The sequence below is a fragment of the Pseudomonas sp. P5_109 genome, from assembly GCF_034009455.1.
Classification (GTDB): Bacteria; Pseudomonadota; Gammaproteobacteria; order Pseudomonadales; family Pseudomonadaceae; genus Aquipseudomonas.
This window is the reverse complement of the sequence record NZ_CP125380.1, coordinates 1,528,137-1,546,774: the sequence shown is the minus strand read 5'-3', so window position 1 is coordinate 1,546,774 and position 18,638 is coordinate 1,528,137. Positions and strand designations below refer to the sequence as shown.

18 protein-coding genes, 1 tRNA gene and 2 pseudogenes are annotated in these 18,638 nt (G+C 59.0%); 12 read left to right on the top strand and 9 right to left on the bottom strand.

The window, feature by feature from the left end; translation table 11 throughout:
• Positions 1 to 10 precede the first annotated feature (10 nt).
• The 9 genes and pseudogenes from atzF to QMK54_RS06800 all read left to right on the top strand — a co-directional run.
• Complete coding sequence (gene atzF, locus QMK54_RS06840) at positions 11 to 1,789, top strand: allophanate hydrolase (protein ID WP_223591493.1); 1,779 nt, start codon at positions 11 to 13, stop codon at positions 1,787 to 1,789.
• 295 nt (positions 1,790 to 2,084) lie between these two features.
• Positions 2,085 to 3,578 carry a sensor domain-containing diguanylate cyclase gene (locus QMK54_RS06835; RefSeq protein ID WP_223591495.1) on the top strand — a complete coding sequence of 498 codons (1,494 nt, stop codon included), beginning with the start codon at positions 2,085 to 2,087 and terminating at the stop codon, positions 3,576 to 3,578.
• Positions 3,565 to 3,783: a cysteine-rich CWC family protein gene (locus QMK54_RS06830; protein ID WP_110662853.1), complete on the top strand. Its 219-nt coding sequence runs from the start codon at positions 3,565 to 3,567 to the stop codon at positions 3,781 to 3,783. The genes QMK54_RS06835 and QMK54_RS06830 overlap by 14 nt, the downstream gene beginning before the upstream one ends.
• 34 nt (positions 3,784 to 3,817) lie before the next feature.
• Entirely contained in the window at positions 3,818 to 4,510 is a 693-nt protein-coding gene (locus QMK54_RS06825; RefSeq protein WP_223591497.1) for a 16S rRNA pseudouridine(516) synthase, read from the top strand.
• A gap of 312 nt (positions 4,511 to 4,822) precedes the next feature.
• Positions 4,823 to 5,707: an alpha/beta fold hydrolase gene (locus QMK54_RS06820; protein WP_110662373.1), complete on the top strand. Its 885-nt coding sequence runs from the start codon at positions 4,823 to 4,825 to the stop codon at positions 5,705 to 5,707.
• A 178-nt stretch (positions 5,708 to 5,885) separates the two neighbouring features.
• A tRNA-Gly gene (locus QMK54_RS06815) sits at positions 5,886 to 5,959 on the top strand.
• 325 nt (positions 5,960 to 6,284) lie between these two features.
• Positions 6,285 to 7,829, top strand: coding sequence for a Fic family protein (locus tag QMK54_RS06810; RefSeq protein WP_110662372.1), 1,545 nt, complete (start codon positions 6,285 to 6,287; stop codon positions 7,827 to 7,829).
• Between the two features lie 553 nt (positions 7,830 to 8,382).
• On the top strand, positions 8,383 to 8,652 hold the full coding sequence (locus QMK54_RS06805; protein WP_223591499.1) for a short-chain dehydrogenase: 270 nt from the start codon (positions 8,383 to 8,385) through the stop codon (positions 8,650 to 8,652).
• A 75-nt stretch (positions 8,653 to 8,727) separates the two neighbouring features.
• Positions 8,728 to 8,976, top strand: a pseudogene (locus tag QMK54_RS06800) (type II toxin-antitoxin system HicB family antitoxin); the annotation flags it as partial.
• A gap of 144 nt (positions 8,977 to 9,120) precedes the next feature.
• On the opposite strand, the gene QMK54_RS06795 reads toward QMK54_RS06800, so the two are convergent.
• From QMK54_RS06795 to QMK54_RS06785, 3 genes are all read right to left on the bottom strand, one after another.
• Positions 9,121 to 9,381, bottom strand: coding sequence for a hypothetical protein (locus QMK54_RS06795; RefSeq protein WP_320402249.1), 261 nt, complete (start codon positions 9,379 to 9,381; stop codon positions 9,121 to 9,123).
• Positions 9,382 to 9,816: 435 nt separating this feature from the next.
• On the bottom strand, positions 9,817 to 10,587 hold the full coding sequence (tam, locus tag QMK54_RS06790) for a trans-aconitate 2-methyltransferase (RefSeq protein ID WP_320402248.1): 771 nt from the start codon (positions 10,585 to 10,587) through the stop codon (positions 9,817 to 9,819).
• Positions 10,588 to 10,749: 162 nt separating this feature from the next.
• Positions 10,750 to 11,835: a type I restriction endonuclease gene (locus QMK54_RS06785; RefSeq protein WP_110661699.1), complete on the bottom strand. Its 1,086-nt coding sequence runs from the start codon at positions 11,833 to 11,835 to the stop codon at positions 10,750 to 10,752.
• A gap of 211 nt (positions 11,836 to 12,046) precedes the next feature.
• Between QMK54_RS06785 and QMK54_RS06780 the strand changes: the two genes are divergently transcribed.
• Positions 12,047 to 12,457, top strand: coding sequence for a low affinity iron permease family protein (locus tag QMK54_RS06780; protein ID WP_110661695.1), 411 nt, complete (start codon positions 12,047 to 12,049; stop codon positions 12,455 to 12,457).
• Positions 12,458 to 12,460: 3 nt separating this feature from the next.
• Here QMK54_RS06780 and QMK54_RS06775 read toward each other — a convergent pair whose 3' ends face one another.
• The 4 genes from QMK54_RS06775 to QMK54_RS06760 all read right to left on the bottom strand — a co-directional run bounded on the left by QMK54_RS06775 (position 12,461) and on the right by QMK54_RS06760 (position 15,379).
• Complete coding sequence (locus tag QMK54_RS06775) at positions 12,461 to 12,964, bottom strand: DUF4142 domain-containing protein (protein WP_110661696.1); 504 nt, start codon at positions 12,962 to 12,964, stop codon at positions 12,461 to 12,463.
• Between the two features lie 73 nt (positions 12,965 to 13,037).
• The gene (locus tag QMK54_RS06770) at positions 13,038 to 13,196 is read right to left on the bottom strand and encodes a KGG domain-containing protein (RefSeq protein WP_007982976.1); all 159 of its coding nucleotides are present in this window, start codon (positions 13,194 to 13,196) and stop codon (positions 13,038 to 13,040) included.
• A 118-nt stretch (positions 13,197 to 13,314) separates the two neighbouring features.
• Positions 13,315 to 14,661, bottom strand: coding sequence for a bifunctional diguanylate cyclase/phosphodiesterase (locus QMK54_RS06765; RefSeq protein WP_110661697.1), 1,347 nt, complete (start codon positions 14,659 to 14,661; stop codon positions 13,315 to 13,317).
• A 79-nt stretch (positions 14,662 to 14,740) separates the two neighbouring features.
• On the bottom strand, positions 14,741 to 15,379 hold the full coding sequence (locus QMK54_RS06760) for a LysE family translocator (protein ID WP_320402247.1): 639 nt from the start codon (positions 15,377 to 15,379) through the stop codon (positions 14,741 to 14,743).
• A 90-nt stretch (positions 15,380 to 15,469) separates the two neighbouring features.
• Between QMK54_RS06760 and QMK54_RS06755 the strand changes: the two are divergent.
• Positions 15,470 to 15,577: pseudogene (locus tag QMK54_RS06755) on the top strand (type II toxin-antitoxin system RelE/ParE family toxin); the annotation flags it as partial.
• Between the two features lie 111 nt (positions 15,578 to 15,688).
• Here QMK54_RS06755 and QMK54_RS06750 read toward each other — a convergent pair.
• Positions 15,689 to 16,636: a LysR substrate-binding domain-containing protein gene (locus QMK54_RS06750; protein WP_223596118.1), complete on the bottom strand. Its 948-nt coding sequence runs from the start codon at positions 16,634 to 16,636 to the stop codon at positions 15,689 to 15,691.
• Between the two features lie 77 nt (positions 16,637 to 16,713).
• Here QMK54_RS06750 and QMK54_RS06745 point away from each other — a divergent pair, with 77 nt between their 5' ends.
• On the top strand, positions 16,714 to 17,202 hold the full coding sequence (locus QMK54_RS06745; RefSeq protein WP_110661042.1) for a DMT family transporter: 489 nt from the start codon (positions 16,714 to 16,716) through the stop codon (positions 17,200 to 17,202).
• Positions 17,203 to 17,280: 78 nt separating this feature from the next.
• Here the strand turns inward: QMK54_RS06745 and QMK54_RS06740 are convergent, their stop codons facing one another.
• A complete protein-coding gene (locus tag QMK54_RS06740) occupies positions 17,281 to 18,612 on the bottom strand; it encodes an MFS transporter (protein WP_320402246.1) in 1,332 nt (443 codons plus the stop codon).
• Between the last annotated feature and the right edge of the window lie 26 nt (positions 18,613 to 18,638).

Sequence of the window (18,638 nt, the reverse complement as noted above, 5' to 3'; positions counted from 1 at the left end):
GACCGACACCATGAATATCAATCTGCAACTCGACGCCCTGCGCAGTGCCTACCGCGACGGCAGCCTCACGCCCCGGCAACTGCTGCCGAGCCTGCGGGACAAAGCCGCGGCACTGAATCCGGACTATCACCTGTTCATCCACTTGCTCAGCTTTGATGAGCTGGAACCTTACCTCGCCGCCCTCGACGGTCGCGACCCCGACAGCCTGCCGCTGTATGGCGTGCCGTTCGCGATCAAGGACAACATCGACCTGGCGGGCATTCCGACCACGGCAGCGTGCCCGGCATTTGCCTACGTGCCGGAGCGCTCGGCGACCATCGTCGAACAACTGCTGGCCCTCGGTGCAATTCCATTGGGCAAGACCAACCTCGACCAGTTCGCCACGGGGCTCAACGGCAGCCGCTCACCCTACGGCGCCTGCCCCAACAGCGTGTTGCCGGAGTATCCGTCGGGCGGTTCCAGCGCCGGTTCGTCGCTGGCGGTGGCACTCGGCGTCGCGAGTTTTTCGTTGGGTACGGACACCGCCGGCTCCGGGCGCGTGCCGGCGGCGTTGAACAATCTGGTCGGCATGAAAGCCACCAAGGGCCTGATCTCGACGGCCGGCGTGGTACCGGCCTGTCGTACGCTGGATTGCGTCACCACCTTCACCGCCACGGCGCGGGAGGCCAGCCAGTTGCTGGCGCTCACCGCACGCCTCGATCCACGGGACGAATACAGCCGCAGCAACCCGCTGTGGAACGACGGCTCGGCGTTCGGTACACCACGCCCCTTCCGTTTCGGCGTACCGCGTGCGCAGGACCTGCAATTCTTCGGTTGCCCTGAAGGCCCGCTGTTGTTCGGTGATGCCATCGACCGCCTCAAGGCCCTGGGCGGCGAAGCGGTGGAACTGGATCTGTCGCCATTTCTGGAGGCGGCCCGCTTGCTCTATGAAGGCCCGTGGGTGGCCGAGCGCTACAGCGTGGCCGGTGAGTTGATGGCGCAGAATCCCGAGGCCGTGTTGCCGGTGATTCGCGCCGTATTGGCCAAGGCACCTGGCGTCGACGGCGTGCAAACCTTCCGCGCCCAATACCGCCTGCAAGCGCTCAAAGCCCTGTGCGACAAGGCACTGGAAGGCCTCGATTGCGTGGTCACGCCAACCATCGGCCGCCCGGTGACGCTGGCGCAGCTCAAGGCCGAACCGGTGCTGCGCAATTCGGAACTGGGCTACTACACCAACTTCATGAACCTGCTCGACTACGCCGCCGTCGCCGTGCCCAGCGCCTTCATGGACAACGGCCTGCCATGGGGCGTGACGCTGTTTGGCCGAGCCTTTACCGACCAGTATCTGTTGAGCGTGGCGGATGCCTTGCAGCGTCAGCACGGCCTGGCCGCGCCCGCACCGGCGACGGTTGCCCGTCATGATCGGGCGCGGCTGGTGGTCTGCGGTGCGCATCTGGACGGGTTGGCGTTGAACTGGCAGCTCAAGCAGCGCGGCGCCTGCTTGTTGGAATCGACCTTCAGCTCGCCGGATTATCAACTCTATGCCCTGGCCGGCGGCCCGCCGTTTCGTCCGGGCATGGTCCGCGTGAAGGATGGCGGCGTGGCAATTGCGGTGGAAGTCTGGGAGTTGCCGAGCAGCGAGTTGGGTTCGTTCCTGACCGGGATTCCGGCGCCACTGGGATTGGGCAAGGTGCAACTGGCGGACGGTCGCTGGGAGAGCGGGTTTATCTGCGAGGCCTATGGACTGGAGGGTGCGGTGAATATCAGTCATATGGGCGGGTGGCGGATGTATCTGAAAACACTGGCTTAAACGCACTCAACCCTGTGGGAGCGCTCTTGTGGCGAGGGGGCTTGCCCCCGCTGGACTGCGCAGCAGTCCCCAAATCCTGCCATGCGGTTTGCCTGAGACAAACCGGGCCTGGGCATTGGGGCCGCTTCGCGACCCAACGGGGGCAAGCCCCCTCGCCACAAAAGCTCGCTCCCACAGGGACCACGCGCAACCTCCGTGGAACATAGGAACGACCATTCGCGGCGCACATGGAGCAGTTATTTCCCCGCACTACCCTTAGAATGCATGCCATCGGATGCCTGCCAATGGAACTGCCATGCCTCTTCGCTCGCCGCTGTATTCTCAACGCTCGTTGGTCCTCACGCTGGTTGCATTGCTGGGCGCAGGCTTTCTCGCTACCTCCTTTCTCAGTTACTACGCCTCCCGAGCCTCGATCCGCGACAACATCGTCAACACCGAACTGCCGCTGACGTCGGACACCGTCTACTCGGAAATCCAGAAAGACCTGGTCAGGCCGATCCTGATTTCCTCGATGATGGCCCGCGACACCTTCATGCGCGACTGGGTGGTCAACGGTGAAAAGGATTCCGACCAGATGACCCGTTACCTCAACGAGGTCATGACTCACTACGGCGCCTACACCGCGTTCTTCGTCTCCAACACCAGCCTGACCTACTACCACGCCAAGGGTGTCCTCAAACAGGTCAAGGCCACCGAGCCCCGCGACGCCTGGTACTTTCGCGTGCGCGACATGAAGGATCCGTACGAGATCAACGTCGATCCGGACCTCGCCAACAAGGACAACCTGACCTTCTTCATCAACTACAAGGTCTACGACTACAACAGCCGATTCATCGGCGCGGCCGGGGTTGGCCTGACCGTCGACGCCGTGATCAAGCTGATCGACAAGTACCAGCAGCGTTATCAGCGCAGCGTGTATTTCGTCGACAACTTCGGGCGCCTGGTGCTCACCGGAGCCGAAGGAGGCCCGCAGGGCGCGCACATCGGGCAGAAGCTCGGTGAACTCGACAGCATGAAGGAATTGATCAGCCAACTGCCCAAACCCCACAGCGGCAGCTACGAATACTCCGCGCAGGGCCAGGGACATTTCCTCAACGTGCGGTTTATCCCGGAGCTGAACTGGTACCTGTTCGTCGACAAACGCGAAGACAGTGCCCTCGGTGAAATCCGCCAGTCGCTGTACCTCAACCTGCTGATCTGCCTGCTGGTCACGGTGACCGTGCTGGTGTTGCTCAACCGGGTGGTCAAACGCTATCAGGATAAGATCCACGCCCAGGCAATCCTCGACAGCCTGACCGAACTGCCCAACCGTCGAGGCTTCGACCTGCTGGCTGCGCAGGCCATGCAGGAAGCCAAGCGCGAGCCAAAACCACTGACCGCGTTACTGCTGGACCTCGACCACTTCAAGGCCCTGAACGACACCTACGGCCACCTGGCCGGTGACCAGGTGCTGATCGGCTTCGCCCGGGATCTGGAGAGCTGCCTGCGGCATTCCGACATCGTCTGCCGCTGGGGCGGTGAAGAGTTCATCGTGCTGCTCAAGGACACCGACGGCAAGACCGGCCTGATGATCGCCGAGAAAATTCGCCAGCACGTGGAACAGCAGCGCTACGCCTACAACGAGCAAGCCTTGCACGTGACCGTCAGCATCGGCCTCACCACCCTGCAGCCCGATGACACCTTGCACAGCCTGCTGTCGCGGGCGGATCATGCGATGTACCGGGCCAAGCAAAGTGGCCGTAACCGAACCTGCGTGGAAATGTCTCACTCCGTCCATGAACCCGCCTGACCTCTGCCCCGCCTGCGGCGCGCCCAACGACTGCACCCTGGCCGACCCGCGAACCGCCGACCGCGCCTGCTGGTGCTTCGGCGTCAGCATCGACCCGGCGGTGCTCCAGGCGCTGCCGGTGGAACTGCGCAACGCCTCGTGCCTGTGCCCGCGCTGCGCCGAAGTCGAGGCGCAGTTGCAAGCAGCGGCCGAATCGATCAAGTAAGATGCGCGCCCCTTTCTTCACAGATCCGTAAGTCATGCGTGTCGACCGATTCCTCAGCAACCTGCCGTGCTTCAACCGTAAGCAGGTGCGCCTGTTGCTGGTGGAAAGACGCGTCAGGATTGACGGAAAAATCGTCAGCGACTCGCACAGCGAAGTCCGCGAATTCAGCCGTGTTGAAGTCGACAGCGATGTGCTGCAAGTCGGCAAACCCCTGCGCCACTTCATGCTGCACAAGCCCGCCGGTTGCGTCAGCGCCACCAAAGACCCGCAACACCCCACCGTACTCGATCTGATCCACGAGCCGGACAAGGACGAACTGCACATCGCCGGACGCCTGGATTTCAACACCACTGGCCTGATGCTGATCACCAACGACGGCAGCTGGTCGCGGCGCCTGACCCAACCGCAGACCAAGCTGCCCAAGGTCTATTACGTCGAAACCGAGCAGGACATCGGCCCCGAATACGCGATCACGTTCAGCGAAGGGCTGTACTTCGCCTTCGAAGACCTCACCACGCAACCGGCCGGGCTAGAGCTGCTCGGGCCAAAGTCCGCGCGCCTGAGCATCGTCGAAGGCCGTTATCACCAGGTCAAGCGCATGTTCGGCCACTTCAACAACAAGGTCATGCGCCTGCACCGCGAGCGCATGGGGCCGCTGGTGCTCGACGACGCGTTGAAACCGGGCGACTACCGCCCACTGACCGATGAAGAGATCGGATTGATCTAAGCCACCGACCATTCAGCAGAAGTTGTCGAACAATTTACCAACGGCACTTGCGCGATGACGTGACCCCTGCTTGAATCAGGACGTCGGCCGAAATGTGACCGACGAGTCACCCCATACTTCTAAGAAACTTTTTGCCGGTAGGAACCCAAGGGTTCCGGCCTCATCCGGCAGACTGCCCGCCAATAACAATACCCGTCGACCGGACTGCAATGGATCGACATGGGCCTCTCAAATTCCAGGCGTATGCCTACCTGTCACAAAGCTCGTGCAATCTCTATTGCGCGCATACCCGCTTGCCAGGAGTCTTATGACATGAGGCCAGAAATCGCTGTGCTGGATATACAGGGTCAGTATCGGGTTTACACGGAGTTCTATCGCGCAGACGCCGCAGAGAAGACCATTATCCTGGTCAACGGCTCGATGGCCACGACTGCGTCGTTTGCACAAACCGTGAAAAACCTCCATCCGCAGTTCAACGTCGTCTGCTACGACCAGCCCTACGCGGGCCGGTCAAAAGCCCACAACCTGCATGAAAAAATGCTCACCAAGGAAGTCGAAGGGCAGATCCTTCTTGAGCTGATCGACCACTTCGCCGCCGAACACGTGCTGTCGTTTTCCTGGGGTGGCGCGGCGACCATGGTCGCGTTGTCGCAACGGCCACGGCGCATCGAAAAAGCCGTGATCAGCTCGTTCTCCCCGGAAATCAACTCGCACATGCTCGATTATCTCGAGCGCGGCGTCGATTATCTCGGCAGCCGGGACGGTGACCGGGTAGGCAATCTGGTGAACAGCACCATCGGCAAGCACCTGCCAACGTTGTTCAAACGCTTCAATTATCGGCACGTCAGTTCCCTGGCCGAGCATGAATACGGGCAGATGCACTTCCACATCAACGACCTGCTGCAAAGTGATCGCCAGTGCTTTTTCAAAGCCGCGGAGAAAATCAACGTACCGGTGTTGTTCATGAACGGCGAATGGGACGAATACACCGCCGCCGATGGCGCCCGGTTGTTCGCCAATCACGTGCAGCACGCCACCTTCACTACCTTGCAGGCCACCGGGCACTTTCTCGACATGGAACACAAAGCCGCTTGCCGGGACAGCCGCAATGCACTGATGGGCTTCCTGAAGCCGGCACCGCATGAAAGCCGACCGCGTTACCACTACGTCCAGGACCACCATGCATTGTCCATCTGAAACAGCGCCATCGCGAGCAAGCCCCGCCCTGCTGAATTAAACGTATTGTGCAGGCGCGAGGTTTGCCCGCGATCGACCGTCATGCGGTCCGGGCTTGGTTTCACCTGCGCTAAACCCGTCTGGTGCAAAGAAAAACTTCATTTCCACGCGCACATCTGGTACAAAGTCACCGCTCTGAGCGGGTGTCGTATAATGGCATTACTCCAGCTTCCCAAGCTGATAACGAGGGTTCGATTCCCTTCACCCGCTCCAATCAGATTTTGGTCTCACGTCAGGGTGGTTTTGACGGGGGATGTAGACAGAAAAAACCGGTCCAAGTGGCCGGTTTTTTTGTGGGCGGGATTTGATGGCGTCGGATTTGTGGATAGCTTGGTCGGTCACTTTCCGGTGATCGGTGACTACATTCTTTCGCGGCTGTAGCGACTACTCTGAAAACTGTTAACGTTTTTCTCCAAAAATACGAACTCAGTATCAAATTTCATCCAGCATTAGTATTTTTCCACCAGCGAAATTATCATTTCGCCACAATACTGACATCCTGTTAGCGTTTTTCCTGTCCCCGTAAAGGATTTCGTCAATGCAAGTCGGATTCCAGACCCTCGCGAACCGTTACAACATCGCATTGGCACAACCTCTGCGCGTACAGTCGATGATCGGCACCGTACGTGTCAGCCGTGAAAGTGCCGGAAACGTGGAGAACAGGTATCCGCCACGCTACCGCCCTGCAGACGATTTCGCAGGGCATTTCGAGTTCGGTCTCAAGTACGAAGAGATTCATCTCGAGTTCTTTGCTCGCCTGTTTGCGGCCATAGGTCCGCAGCCTGTTGAAGACTGGTGTCGACGGGAGCCTTTTGGTCAGTATGCCCGTCGCACAGGATTCCTCTACGAATGGCTGACAGGGGAACGCCTGGAGGTGCCTGATGTGACCAATGGCGCCTATGTTGATGTACTTTCACCAGAAAACTACCTGACTCGTCGCGAGTCGTTGCGAACGCGGCGATGGCGAATCAATAACAATCTGCCGGGGACACCCCGGTTCTGCCCCTTGGTTCGTCGTACAGAGTCAGTACGGGAGGCCTTGCAATTCGATCTGCGCGCGGCATTGGATGAGTTGGATCAAGCCTTTGGTGCCGACATCCTGATGCGAACGGCCAGTTGGCTGTCGTTCAAGGAATCGCGCGCGAGCTTTCTCATCGAAAAGGAAGCCGACCAGGCCGATCGCATCCAGCGGTTTGCGCATGTCATTGCCCAGCACTGCGGCCATATTGAAGCCCCATTAAGCAACGACACCCTTCGATCCCTGCAAGCCGGCATTCTGGGCCACGATGCCATCGGACTAGGCTTGCGGCGCTCCCCTGTCTTCGTGGGACAAGCCACAATGCGCGAAGACATCGTGCATTACATTGCCCCGCACTTTGAAGATCTTGCTCCCCTGCTGGAAGGCCTCAACGAGTTCGAGGTCGCAACACGGGGTGCCGAGTCAGTGGCACGCGCCGCAGTGCTTGCCTTCGGCTTCGTGTACATCCATCCCATGCGTGACGGCAACGGCCGGATTCATCGCTTCCTGATCAATGACACCTTGATACGGGACAAGGCAGTGCCTGACGGAGTGATCCTGCCCGTGTCAGCCACGATCACCAGTTCTATCGATTTCAGGGCCGGCTACGATCGTACGCTTGAAGTGTTCTCACGACCGTTCATGCGCCGGTACGCGGCAGCCTATCGGTTTGGCGAACTCGTGACCTACGAGGACGGGACGCTTAGCAATTTCATTTTCGATGAATACGTAGACGCGAGCTTTGCCTGGCGATACCCGGACCTGACCGAGCACGTTCTCTACACCGCACGCGTTGTCGAACACACGATTCGTACGGAGATGGCAGATGAGGCCAGAGTACTGGTGATCTTTCAGCGAGCGCAGGAACAACTCAAAGAAGTGATCGAAATGCCGGATCAGGATGCCAATCGCCTCATCCGTTCGATCAAGGAAAACGGCTGGAAGGTCTCCGGCAAGCTGAAAAAAGGGTACCCGATACTTGAAGATGAGCGCATGGCGCAACGTGTTGTGGATGCAGTGCGTTCGGCGTTTGAGGATCGAGTGATGGGGGCTGGTGAAGAGTGATCTTCGGTAGAACTCTGTGGCGAGGGAGCTTGCTCCCGCTGGACTGCGCAGCAGGCCCATTTGTTGGGGCCGCTTCGCTGCCCGGCGGGAGCAAGCTCCCTCGCCACAGGTGCAGTTTCTCGGCTTAATTGATCGGCATTAGCCCAAGTGGCCGGTTTTTTTGTGTGCGGAATTTGGTGATGTGCGTGCCAACGTGAGTGCCAAGGCCCACTTTTAAGGGCCCAACGGAGATAAACACGAGAAAAAGCAACGTCCTACACGACACTGGGAATTGTCCGTAGACTTGCGCATTGCTGTGGCTTTGTCATGAGACCTATAGTTCGACCGCGCCCAAATGGCGTGTCGGGTTTGGCGACTCGATGGCAAAGCACAGAAACCTCCGAGCTATCTCGGAGCGTTTCTGAACGCACTCATCTGCCTTTTTTGGCGGCTGTGCGTGGGAGACCCTAGGGTCTGCCGGTTTGCCTTGTCCCGGTTCGCCAACCCGCGTATAGCTGCCACCCTTTGTTTGGCGACACTGAGTGGTAGTTCACCTTAATTCAAGGAATCACTCATGAAAGAATTCATGGCTTTAACCAGCAACGCCGACGATCTCCCCTCGCTCTTCGTCAACACCACACAACCCCTGCACTCCCTGCTCAGCACCGCCAGCTACCGAATTCGCGCCGTGACGCAGCTTCTAGAAAACCTCGCGATGCGTGGCGACCTGACCTCTGACGCGGTCGTGCTGAGCGACTTCGCATTACTCTGCTGCGTGCCATTGCGTGACGGTTGCGATGTGCTGGATGTAATTGCTCGACGCATGGATGCAGAACCTGCCTGACAACCCATCGGGCGCTTTCAAGGCGCCCTTTGCGTTTCATACCCCCATCAGCCTTTTCCATGGAGGACGATGAACATGTTTTACCCGATTGCGATTTCCATGGGCGACGACGAACAGGCGTGGGGCGTGGAAGTCCCGGATGTGCCAGGCTGTTTTAGCGCCGGTGAAGATCTGGAGGATGCAATAACCATGGTTCAACAAGTCATTGAGGGGCATTTCGAGATGCTCGTCGAGTACGGTGCGCCCTTCCCCTCAGCCAGCAGCGTTGCCCTGCATGCAGCAGATCCAAAGTACGCAGGCTGCACGTGGGCACTGGTGGAAATCGCTGATGATGTAGGTTCGCGCTAAGCGCTGACCCCATCGCCTGGACGCTCGTATCTTTTGCGTATAGATGCTGCGACGCGAATAAAGAAACCGTAGTGCAGCGTTGAGCCAGGCAATTGACCCCTTATGCTCCCGGCTCACCCTTCACCCCGAGATCAACATGCACAATTCAGAGTTGGGAATCATGATCATTTCAATGATCGGATTGTTCGGCTTTGCCTCGTTTGCTTTTGAATACCTGAGTGCCCGGCGCTCGAAAAAGAACAGACGGTAAAAAAGCACTTCACGCAATCCCGGGAAACACCGATAACGCATACCTGTAGGAGCCGGCTTGCCGGCGATGGACTCGAGTGCGCCGCGTTTATCCGGTTCATGCGCGCTATCGTTAACGACCATCGCTGGCAAGCCAGCTCCTACAGGAGACCGCGTCCCGGTCGAAATGATGTGAACGCCAAACTGTAGGAGCCGGCTTGCTGGCGATGGACTCCAGTGCGCCGCGTTTATCCAGGTCACACGCGTAATCGTTAACGACCATCGCTGGCAAGCCAGCTCCTACAAGGGACCGCGTCCTGGTCGAAATGATGTGAACGCCAAACTGTAGGAGCCGGCTTGCTGGCGATGGACTCCGGTGCGCCGCGGTTATCCAGGTCACACGCGTAATCGTTAACGACCATCGCTGGCAAGCCAGCTCCTACAAGGGACTGCGTCCTGGTCGAAAATATGTGAACACCAAACTGTAGGAGCCGGCTTGCTGGCGATGGACTCAGGTGCGCCGCGTTTGTCCGGATCACACGCGTTATAAGACCATCGCTGGCAAGCCAGTTCCTACAGGAGTTCGCATCAGCGAGTGGCGACGATAAACAGTCGCGGGAACGGCAACAGCACCGAACCATCGGCCAAGGCCGGATACGCCTGCTCGATAGCCGCCTGATATTGCTTCAGGTACTGCGCCCGTTCCGCTTCGTCCAGCGGATCGAGGAACGGCCGCAGGCCACTGCCCTTGAACCACTCCACCACACCAGAGGCACCGCCCGCGAGCGGATGATGGTAGGTGGTGCGCCACACGTCGACGCGGGTGCAACAAGCCTTGAGGATCGAGTAGTAACCGCTGGCACTGTCCATTTCCGTGCGCTGCCCCGCAGCGCCTGCCAGTTTGCCTGCCCAGGGACCGTCAGCGGCCACTTCGCGCATCAAGCGGTGTGAAGGTTCATTGAGGTTGTCAGGCATCTGGATCGCCAGGCTGCCACCCGGTGCCAGCTTGCTAACCAGTGAAGGCAATAACACGGCGTGATCAGGCAGCCACTGCAATACCGCGTTGGCAAATATCACGTCGAACGGGCCGTTGTCGTTCCAGGTGTCGATACCGGCGATGTCGAACTGCACCTGCGGCAAGCGCTTGCGTGCGGCTTCGATCATGTCGATCGAACTGTCCAGCCCTCGGACCGTGGCGCTGGCAAAACGCTCGACCAGCAACTCGGTGGAGTTACCGGGGCCACAACCGATATCGATGGCCGAACACACGTTCCCGGCGGGGATGGCCGCCAGCAGGTCACGGGCGGGACGGGTGCGTTCATCTTCAAAAGCGACGTACTGTTTGGCGGACCAACTCATTGCGTTCTCCTGTCGGTGTGTTGTTCTGGCCAAGACCAGCAACCGGATGGCTACGATACATCGACTGATAAGCCCTGTTCCATTCCACTTTTGGTGGGAATCATCACTAAGCACTTCAAAAAAAAACCGGCGTGATTAGCCGGTTTTTTCTTGATACGAGCGTTAATCGTAATAGCCGACAGTTTTCTTTAAATGATCCGAGTACTCATAAATATCATCGACAGAGCTGATTGCGTGCCGGGTTTCATTTTTCTCTTCGTCAAATATGCCGATATATTTCTGCGAACGATTGAAGTGCAGACGGCAGATCGGCTTGCGGTTGTTATCGTCGAGCAAGATACCGAAATAGCTTTGAGTATCGCGTTGAACAATGCGCTTCGCATCGACAACCGACCGGACCACGGCACGGACAATGTGATAGCCCTCCAGTTCTTCCAACGTCGTCAGTACCTTGTCTTCTGACTCATCTCGAACATCGGGTTGTACAGTGTCACCAGTAGCAATGGGTAAGGAGGCCGGCACAGGTTGGATGGCGCCACTCATAGCCGACTTGAGCCTGTCATTGATTTGATCGTTGAGAAACTGCACTACAGCCTTTCTCGTGAGCTCGTGGAACTGCTCGCGGACCTTTTGAGTAATCACCCCGTCGTAAACACGAGAAGCGAAGACTTTCACAAAATCGTCGTCCGGTTTGCTGACCTGAGACGCAATCACCTTTTTTATTTGGCTGACGTACTTCAGTTCGCCTGCGGCGCTGATGATCGATTCCACATCAAACGCAGACTTGGTGAGCTTCACCAGTTCAGGGACGGAGTACTCGTCTATATCCAGCAGGTCGAGTTCAAGAAACGGTTTCTCGTCCATCTTGTTAGGCGCGTCCAGGTCGGTGAAAAATCTATAGACCTGGCCATTGGTGAGAATGGAAATTCGAGCGCTGGTGACATGGAAATAGCGGAACAGCTGGGAGGCATGATTGATGTGCAGCGGCTCACCTATTTTTTTGCACTCGATGAGAATCTGAACCTCGCCAGCCTTCATGATTGCGTAATCAATTTTCTCCCCTTTCTTCGTTCCAATATCGCAAACAAATTCAGGTGTCACTTCCGTCGGATCGAAAACATCGTAGCCCAGTACCGTGCTGATAAAGGGCATGACAAAAGCATTCTTGGTCGCTTCTTCCGTTTGAATGGCAGCGCCCTGTAAACGAACTTTGGCAGCGAGACTTGCTAACTTTTCGAAGAATTCCATGAGTAGCCTCTTTTCGGGTTTCGATCCGTGTGAACACATGCTGGCAAATTGACTGCCATTGATACTAGACACAAACCGGCACAAAGGAAGATTCCTACCAAAAATTAAGACCTTGCCCATCGCCATGCTTCATTAGGTGGGTCTCCAACCGAATTTTCATCCCACCGTCGCTGTCACAAATTCAGGCGCCCTCCTTACAAGGAATATGGTCATGAAATTCGCAAAAATCGCGCAGAAGCTCGCCCTCTGGACCGGTAGCCCGAAGACCTTCCTGGGGGCGATCACTCTGATTTTTCTGTGGGGGCTGAGCGGGCCGATTTTTCATTTCAACGATACGTGGCAACTGATCATCAATACCTCGACCACGATCATCACGTTCCTGATGGTGTTCCTGATCCAGAACACGCAGAACCGTGACACCGACATTTTGCATCTGAAGGTTGATGAGTTGTTGCGGGTGACGAAAGAGGCGCAGAACGCGATGCTGGGGCTTGAGGCGCTGGACCTCAAGGAGCTGGAAAAGCTGAGACAGCACTATCGCAGCCTTGGTGAGGGCCTGACCATTGACCTGGACGGCACCGTCGTCCAGGAAAAGGGCCAGCAAAATCTGAACAACTGCTGATGATCAGCTTCTGGCCTGCAACGCCTTGGCCATTTGCAGATGATTTTGCAGTTTGGGCAGGGTTTCTTCGGCGAACGCCTTGATCTGCGGCACGTCGGTGGTTTGTGCTTCCTGCTGCAGCTGATTGATGGCTTCCTGTGTGGTCTTCACCTGACTGGCCGTGTAGGCCTCATCAAAGGTTGCACCCTCCATGGCTTGTGGCATCAGGGCCTTGGCCTTTTCGACAATTTCTTCCCGCGGGGCCACGGGCAAATCCAGTTGCTTGGCGATTTTCGCCAGGTGCTGGTTGGCGGTGGTGCGGTCGTTGATGACGACAATGGTGTAGTCCTTGACCTCTCTGGACTCGGTCTTCTGGTGCGCCAGGCGACTGGCCTCGATGTCGGCCATGCCTTGGGCCGAGGCCTCGTCGATAAATTCGGCGGGCGATTGGGCAAAGGCGCCGCTGGCAAACAGGCCCAGCAACGTGGCAAAACTGGTATTGCATAATCGGGTGGCCATCCGGTTCATGGTCGCGCCCTCCTCTTTCAAATTCAAACGGGAGCTTTCGCCCCCGCCTCTCAATCAAAACCACCTGCATCCTTTAACGGGATTTCTGACCGCCCTTGCGGCCCATGTCGGGTTTCGCCGGGTCTTTATCGACGGTCGTAGTGGTGGTTTTCCCACCCTTGCGACCGGCTTCTGAGGCCTTCGTTCGATCGTTGGCGAAGTTCCCGGAGTTCGAGTTTCTTGAATTAGGCATGATTCTCTTCCTCTTGGTGGTAGTCGCGGCGAGCTTGCGCCCGCATAGAATCTGAATTTGCGCGTCCCAAAAGGTTTAGAAAAATGCGCGGATAGCGCGACGAACGGTGCCCGGGTTGTCAGACCAGTCGCAGGTGATTCTCGCGCTTGGCGCAGTACATCGCCTCGTCGGCATGCCGGAACAATTGCTTCTCTTCGGTACCATGATCGGGGTATCGGGCGACGCCGATACTTGGCTGGATGTTCAGGCTGAGGCCGTCCAGACGCAGGGGTTGGGCCAGGACCTGACGAACTTTCTCGACCACGATGTCGGTATCGTCCGCCGCATGAATGCTGTGCAGCAGCACCACGAATTCATCGCCGCCGATGCGCGCCACGGTGTCGGTTTCCCGCACGCAGCCCTTGAGCCGATTGGCCACCGCTTGCAGCAGCATGTCGCCGACCGCATGGCCGTGGGTGTCGTTGACTTGCTTGAAGCGGTCGAGGTCGACGTACAGCAACGCCATGTACCCGCCGTCCTCCCGGGCCACTTGCAGTGAGGCCTTGAGCCGGTCGCGCAGCAGCTCACGGTTGGGCAACTGGGTCAGTTGATCGTACTGGGCCATGTGTTGCAGGCGGGCGTGCAACTGCTTGCGCTCGATGGCGGTCGCGACCTGGGCGCAGACGTATTGCAGCAGTTCCTTGTCTTGCTCGGTGTAACGCTCGCCGCCCGGAATGCTTTTGACGATCAACGCGCCGATGGTGCCGTTTTGCGAGTTCAGCGGCACACCCAGCCAACAGGGTGCGTTCTGCTCGGTCACCAGCACTTCGAAGCCGGCAGGAGGCGTGCTCTGATCTGGCGTCAGCAAGATCGGCTGCCCCGTGCGGATCACTTCGGCGCACAGACGCCCGGTCATGGTTCCGGGCTGTTCGGGCTGTGGCTCGTGGTCATCGACGTGATAAGGGAAATTCAACTGTGCGCAGTGCTCGTCGTACAGCGCCACGGAAAAATTCAGTGCCGGCAGCCATTCGCCGATGATCATGTGGATGCGCTTGAACAACGCCAGCAGGTCCTCCGCCGCATGGGCCGCTTCGGAAATCGCATAGAGCGCGGCTTGTCGGGACTCGGCCTGCTTGCGCTCGGTGATGTCGCGAGCCACGGCGATGCGCAACTGGTCGACCTCGGACCAGCGAGCCGACCAGAGAATGTGCACCACCCGGCCATCCTTGCGCAGGTAGCGGTTTTCGAAGTTGAGCTTGGGTTCGCCACCCATGATTTCCCGGGCGGCGTCGAGGGTGCGCTGACGATCACCCGGGTGCACCATATCGATCATCTGCCGACCGATCAGCTCATCGGCGCTGTAGCCGAAAATACGCTCGCATGCCGCACTGACAAAGACGAAGCGGCCCTGCTTGTCCACCGCACAAACGGCATCCAGCAACAGATCGATATAGCTCGCCAGAGGCGCGGAATTTCGGTTTTCCATGGTTCAGCGTGGGTGTCCCGATAATGCTGCGCTCATCAATCATCCCTGCCCAGTCGGTGGTGCTTCCTTGTCATCACATTCAAGCCTTGTTCGGCATCAGCCCCGGCAACGCATGGACCAGCGCGTTGATGGCAAAACCGATGAACATCACCCCGCACAACCGGGTGATTGCCAGTTCATGACGCTGGTACAAGGTGCGCACTCGCCGCGCACCGACGATGCCGATGAGGATAGCGTAGGCGAGCAATCCGCCGACGAAGCTCAGGCCGATCAGTGCTGGCAGCATTGACCAGTTGAGCAGTTCCGCGCGACTCGACAGCAGCGCCGTGAACGTCGCCACCGCCACCGGATAGGCCTTGGGATTGGTCAGGCCAAACACAATGCCGTGCCAGAACGGCTGCCGCGCCGCGCCCTGCGGCGCATCACCGTTGCCGCGCCGGGCGCTCACCGCACGCCAGCCGAGCCAGAACAGGTACAGGCCGCTGAGCACGCCGAGCACGTCGAACGCGGTACTGCCGATTTCCCGCGCACCGACAATCGCGATCAGCGCCGTGCTGCACCACACCACATCGCCGAGCAAATGCCCGCACAGAAACCCCGCCCCGGCCCGTCGCCCATGGGCCGCGCCAATGCCGAGTACCGCCAGCACGCCCGGCCCCGGGGTGATGCCGTAGATAAAACCCGAGGCAAGCACGGCCATTAGCAACGATGGGGTCATTGGGAGTCCTTTTGAACTGCTTGGTGAATGGTCGCCAGTCTATATCAGGTCATTGCCTGACGACTGAAACATCTCGATAGACGAACGGGCTGGTCCCGCCCTGATCGCCCCTATTTGATTCCCTACCGGGTTCGCCAAGGTCGGCTTCAGGTACTGCGATTTTTTCATACGCGTCGCCTGCCACCTTCCAATGGGTAAAGGCCATTTAAAAAGACTCTTCACGCAACGCAATACCTGTAGGAGCCGGCTTGCCTGCGATGGATTCAAATGCACCGCGTTTATCCGGTTCACACGCGTTATCGTTACCGATCATCGCCGGCAAAGCCGGCTCCTACAAGTGACCGCGTCCTGGTCGAAAACCCCCTCCTCAATCCAGCGATTCAACCAGTTCAACGCCTGATCCCCGCCCCGCCGCTTGTGCCAGGCCAGTACAAAGGTAAACGACGGAATATGAAACGGTGGTGGCACGACAATCAATGAGGACTCATCAATATCGCGCAAGCCTCGGGACGCGACGGTGAGGATCAGGTCGGTGCCGCTGATGAACTGCGGGGCGATGCTCCAGTGTGGCAGGCTGATGGCGACACGCCGGCGTTCGCGCAAGGCGGTCAAGGCGCGCTCGATCTCCGGGGTGCCGCTGCCGCGCATTTCCAACAGGACGTGGGGGCGTGCCAAATAAGTGGGCAGATCCAGGACACCCTCGGCGGGCAGGCTTTTGCGGTCCACCAGGCAGGCGTAGTGCTCTTCGAACAACGGCGTGCTGCGCAACTCATTGGGCATCTCCGGGAATACACCGGCGGCGACATCAATGTCACCGTTGAGCACCCCTTCGAGCATGCTTTCGCGGCTGCCATGGCTGATTTGCAGGTCGATGCCCGGCGCTTCGCGGCGCAAGGTTCGGATCAGTCCCGGCAAGACAATGGCGGCGCCGTAGTCGGACATCGCCAGGCGGAAGGTGCGCCGGGTGGTCGCAGGATCGAAGGCGTTTGGTGCCAGCAGCGCTTGCACCTGAGCCAGGGCTTCGGCCAACGGCGCCACCAGTTCCAGCGCTCGCGCAGTCGGTACCAGGCCGGCACCGGCGCGCACCAGCAGTGGGTCGCCAAGCAGATCGCGCAAACGCGCCAGCGCATGGCTGACCGCTGGCTGGCTCAAGTGCAGACGCTCGGCAGCCCGGGTCACGTGTTGCTCGGCGAGCAAGGCGTCGAGGATCACCAGCAAGTTGAGGTCGATGCGTCGAAGATCATTCATCTGCTGCATGTTCTGAATAACAAAACGGAATTTAAATCTGCGCGACGAATACCCTAGAGTCCAGCAAAACCTGTTGGAGATCGATCATGAGTACGTTGCATTGGGCCGGCCTGATGGGGCTGGCGATGATCGCCGGGGCGGTGGTGCCGTTTCAGAGCGCGATCAACGTCAATCTCGGGCGCGGGTTGGGCCATCCGTTGTGGGCGACGCTCGCTTCGTTGCTGGTGAGCGTTATCGTGCTGTTGCCGATCATTGTTGCGATGCGCTTGCCGTTGCCGTCACTGGCATTCATCAGCAAGGCGCCGCTCTGGATGTGGGCCGGCGGCGCTTTTGGGGTGATATTCATTTCCCTGGCATTGGTGCTGCTGCCCAAACTCGGGGCCGCGGGGTTCATGGCATTGGCGCTGGCGGGGCAAGTGGTGGCGTCGTTGTTGCTGGATCACTACGGCTGGTTTGGATTGGTGGAGCGTCAGCTCACCCTGCCCAAGGTGTTTGGGGTGATGCTGTTGATGGCCGGGGTGGTGTTGATTCAGTTTAGTGACACTGCGCAAAAGGCGATGACAGCGACGTCTTGAAGATCAAAAGATCGCAGCCTCCGGCAGCTCCTACGGGGATGCGTGGTCCGAGCAGGGGCGGCTGAAGGCTGCGATCTTTTAAAACTTATCGAGTGTGCGCAACTTCTGCGGCAACCCCCACAGCAACAGCGCCACCGCAATCAGCGTACACACACCAATGACATACAGCGCCGGCGTGGTGCTGCCGGTCAGGTCCTTGATCCGGCCGACCATCACCGGGCTGACAATGCCGCCGAACTGACCCAGGGTGTTGATCACCGCGATCCCGCCAGCAGCACCCGCGCCGGCACCGGCCAGCAGTTTCGGCGGCAGGGTCCAGAAGCTCGGGATGGAGGCGATGATCCCGGCGCCGAGCAGGCCCAACGCGACGATCAGGAAGGTCGTGTGGCTGGCGAAGATCCCCGCACAGAAGAACCCGACCGCCCCGACCGCCACCAGACCGGCGACATACTTGCGCCGCTCGCCGGAAGCATCGGACAGGCGCCCGATCACCACCATGCTGATGGCGCCGCAGATGTACGGGATGGCGGTCAGCAAGCCGATCATCACCGGACTTTCGGTGCCGGCGCTGCGGATCAGTTGCGGTGCCCAGAAATTCAAGCCGTAGGACGCTACCTGGATCAGGAAGTAGATCAGGCCCAAGGTCAGGAAGCCCGGTATCCGCAATGCGGCGAGCAACGAGCCACCGCTCTTGTGCGGCTCGTGCTGGGCGATGCGGCTGGCCAGCAGGGTCTTCTCCGAGGACGTCAGCCAATGAGCGTCTTCGATGCGGTCCTTGAGCAGGGTCAGCACCAGCAAACCGAGGCCGATGCATGGCACGCCACCGAGCAGGAACAGCCAGTGCCAGCCACGCATGTCCAGGAAGCCGTCTAGGTGTTGCAGTACCAACCCGGAGAATGGCGCACCCACCAGACCGGCGAAGGCCGAGGACAGGAACAGCATCGAGGTGATGCGCCCGCGATAGTGCTGCGGGAACCACAGGGTCAGGTAATACAGCACGCCCGGAGCGAAACCCGCCTCCATCGCACCGATCACGAAGCGCAGGGTGTAGAACTGCCATTCGCTGTTGACGAACACCATGGCCGCCGTGGCCAGGCCCCAGGACATCATGATCCGGGCGATCCAGCGCCGGGCGCCGACCTTGTACAGCATCATGTTGCTGGGCACTTCGAAAATCACATAACCGACCACGAACAACCCGGCGCCGAGGCCGTACGCGGTGTCGCTCAGGCTCAGGTCGGTCTGCAACTGAAACTTGGCGAAGCTGATGTTGATGCGGTCGAAAAAGGCGAACAGGTAGCAGACCATGATCAGCGGCATCAGGCGCCAGGCGACTTTGCTGACCAGGGCTTTTTCGGTGTCGTGGCTAACGGACGGGCTCGCGCTCGCCTCCAGTGCATTCAGGCTCATTGCGGTTCTCCAGGCGGACTTCCCGT